This window comes from Pantoea sp. GM01, assembly GCF_000282675.1.
GTDB lineage: Bacteria > Pseudomonadota > Gammaproteobacteria > Enterobacterales > Enterobacteriaceae > Pantoea > Pantoea nemavictus.
In genome coordinates this window covers 1-3,121 of the sequence record NZ_AKIU01000076.1, presented here as the reverse complement: position 1 = coordinate 3,121, position 3,121 = coordinate 1, and the positions used below count along the sequence as shown (strand labels likewise).

2 protein-coding genes and 1 tRNA gene are annotated in these 3,121 nt (G+C 53.7%); 1 reads left to right on the top strand and 2 read right to left on the bottom strand.

All coding sequences use genetic code 11. From position 1 onward, the window contains the following. Positions 1 to 103: 103 nt before the first annotated feature. Entirely contained in the window at positions 104 to 1,432 is a 1,329-nt protein-coding gene (argA, locus tag PMI17_RS19615) for an amino-acid N-acetyltransferase (RefSeq protein ID WP_007891884.1), read from the bottom strand. A gap of 233 nt (positions 1,433 to 1,665) precedes the next feature. Here argA and amiC point away from each other — a divergent pair, with 233 nt between their 5' ends. Beyond that, the gene (amiC, locus tag PMI17_RS19610; RefSeq protein WP_157178894.1) at positions 1,666 to 2,901 is read left to right on the top strand and encodes an N-acetylmuramoyl-L-alanine amidase AmiC; all 1,236 of its coding nucleotides are present in this window, start codon (positions 1,666 to 1,668) and stop codon (positions 2,899 to 2,901) included. 73 nt (positions 2,902 to 2,974) lie between these two features. Here the strand turns inward: amiC and PMI17_RS19605 are convergent. Next, positions 2,975 to 3,051: transfer RNA gene (locus tag PMI17_RS19605), tRNA-Met, on the bottom strand. Positions 3,052 to 3,121: the final 70 nt, after the last annotated feature.

The following is a 3,121-nucleotide window of genomic DNA, read 5'->3' as shown; positions in this document are numbered from 1 at the left end:
CCCCAGCCGATGGCGAACGAAAATCGCTCAGCGCTTAATTGATCGGCATTACGCCATTCATGGCGACCTCTTCCCGATGCGCATAAATGCCCACCAGCAAGTGCTACCCCAAATCCGCCATCAGCACCTTTGAACGGCGCTGATAGTTGTACATCTGCTTTTTGCTCTCAGGCAGTGATTCAATATCCACCGGCGTGAAACCGCGCTCCTGGAACCAGTGAATACTGCGCGTGGTTAATACGAACAGCTTCTTGAGACCCATCTGGCGCGCTTGTAACGCTACGCGATCCAACAGCAGTTCGCCACGTGACGAGCTGCGGTAATCCGGATGCACCGCGACGCAAGCCATCTCGCCAATCTGTTCATCGGGGAAAGGGTAGAGCGCTGCGCAGGCAATGGTGAGATTATCACGCTGAATGATGGTGAATTTATCGATCTCCATCTCCAGCTGTTCGCGTGAACGGCGCACCAGAATTCCTTGCTGCTCCAGCGGGCGAATCAATTCCAGTATGCCGCCGATATCATTGATGTTGGCACGACGAATTTGCTCGGCGGACTCCATGACAATCTGCGTACCGATCCCGTCGCGCGAGAACAACTCTTGCAGCAAAGCACCGTCTTCCTGATAGCTAATCAGATGACTACGGCGCACGCCGCTGCGGCAGGCTTTTACCGCGCCGCGCAGGAAACGTACGGTGCCAGAGAGAAAATCGCCGTCGCTCTCCATCTCGTCGATACGCGCCTGTGCTTCATTCGGGAACAGTTCGGAAATAATGGCGCCTTCACGATTGGTCACGCCCTGCTCGGAGCAGAAACCAATCATCTTCTCTGCCTTGAGCTTAATCGCCAGCTGCGTTGCCACCTCTTCTGAGGTCAGATTGAAGCTTTCACCGGTGACAGAAACCGCAACCGGACCGAGTAGCACAATGGCATCGTTGTCCAACTGACGATGAATCGCTTCTTCATCAATACGACGGATACGGCCGCTGTGGCAGTAATCGACACCATCATCCACGCCCAGCGGCTGCGCGATAATGAAGTTACCGCTCACCACATTAATATGCGCGCCTTGCAGCGGCGTGTTGTTGAGGCTCATCGACAGACGCGCGGTGATATCCAGCTGTAAGCGGCCGGCGGCCTGCTTCACCAGCTCGAGCGATTGCGCATCGGTGACGCGTGTGTGTTTGTGGTAAATCGGTTCCAGCTGTTGCTGGGCCATGCTGGCATCAATCTGCGGACGCGCACCGTAGACCACCACTAAACGAATGCCAAGGCTATGCAGCAGACCGATATCATTGACGATGCTAGAGAAGTTCTCATGCTCGATGGCCTCGCCACCTAACATGATGACAAATGTCTTGTCGCGGTGGGTATTTATATAGGGAACGGTATGGCGAAAACCCTGAACCAGTTCTGTACTACGTTCCTTCACGGCAAAACCCTCTTTGCATTTTTATTCGTAATTTTCGTATTTTTATGCTGTTTTGCCCATTAATGCAAGCGCCGGGCCTGACGTTACTTTACGATTTTCCTGATGCAACACGCGCTAACAGACTGCATTATCTGGGTTTTCCGGCAAGACAAGACATTTCTCATCGAATAAAGTTTTCGCCTTCTTGCCATCAAGTGACGATTTTTTAGACATTACACAGCAGTTGGAGCGGCATGTCCGAAGCTTTCACACGACGACGATTATTACAGGGTGCAGGCGCACTATTGATGCTTAGCGTCACGCGCACCGGGCTGGCAGCCAGCCAGCATATTGTGGCGGTGCGCATCTGGCCATCATCGACGTATTCCCGCGTTACCCTGGAATCGAATGTTCCCCTCAAGTACAAGCAGTTCACGCTGAGTCATCCCGATCGCCTGGTTATTGATATCGAAAATATGCACATCAATCCGGTACTGAAAGGCGTGGATAAACTGGTGCGTGTGGATGATCCCTATATCAAAACGGCACGCGTTGGCCAGTTTGATGCCAACACGGTACGCCTTGTGCTGGAGTTGAAACGCAGCATCGCGCCGAAGACTTTCACCCTGGCGCCAGTGGCCGGTATCAAGCATCGCTTAGTGGTCGATCTCTATCCCAGCCAGCAGTCGCGGGAAGAGGATCCGCTACTGGCATTACTGCAGGATTACAATCAGGGCGATCTTGAACGCGATCAGCCGGTGCAGGCGGCGCTGCCGGGTAAAGCGGGGCGCGATCGACCCATTATCATCATGATCGATCCTGGCCATGGCGGAGAAGATCCGGGCGCGCATGGAAAATACAAAACGCGTGAGAAGGACATTGTGCTGAAGATTGGTCGCTATCTGAAGGCGCTAATCGATAAAGAGCGCAATATGAAAGCCTATATGACGCGTAATGAGGACGTATTTATCCCGCTGCGCGTAAGGGTAGCGAAAGCACGTAAGCAGCGTGCGGATCTGTTTATCTCGATCCACGCCGATGCCTTTACCAGTCGGGCTGCGCGCGGCTCTTCAGTGTTTGCGCTCTCGACCAGCGGCGCTACTTCGGCGGCGGCGCGTTTCCTCGCGCAAACGCAAAATGAAGCCGATTTGATTGGCGGTGTCAGCATGAGCGGCGATCGTTATCTCGATCACACCATGTTCGATATGGTGCAGCGGCAAACCATCAGTGACAGCCTGAAGTTTGGCAAAGAAGTGCTATCGCGCATGGGGCATATCAATCACCTGCACAAGCGTACCGTTGATCAGGCCGGGTTTGCGGTACTGAAAGCGCCGGATATTCCCTCCATTCTGGTAGAAACCGCGTTTATCAGTAATGTAGAAGAGGAGCGCAAGCTGCGTACGCCGCGTTATCAACACCAGGTGGCGGAGGCGATTCTGCATGGCATTAAGGCGTATTTTGACAAGGGTGCGGCGCTGGCACATCGCTGAGGAGGGCGGCAGAAATGCCGCTTTTTGTCGGATGCCAGAAACAAAAAAACACCCGTTAAGGTGTTTAAATGATTGGTTGCGGGGGCCGGATTCGAACCGACGACCTTCGGGTTATGAGCCCGACGAGCTACCAGGCTGCTCCACCCCGCGTCCGTCTGTCGCATTAAGCGACTTTTCACATTGTATTCTTCTTAAGACAATTGGTTGCGGGGGCCGGATT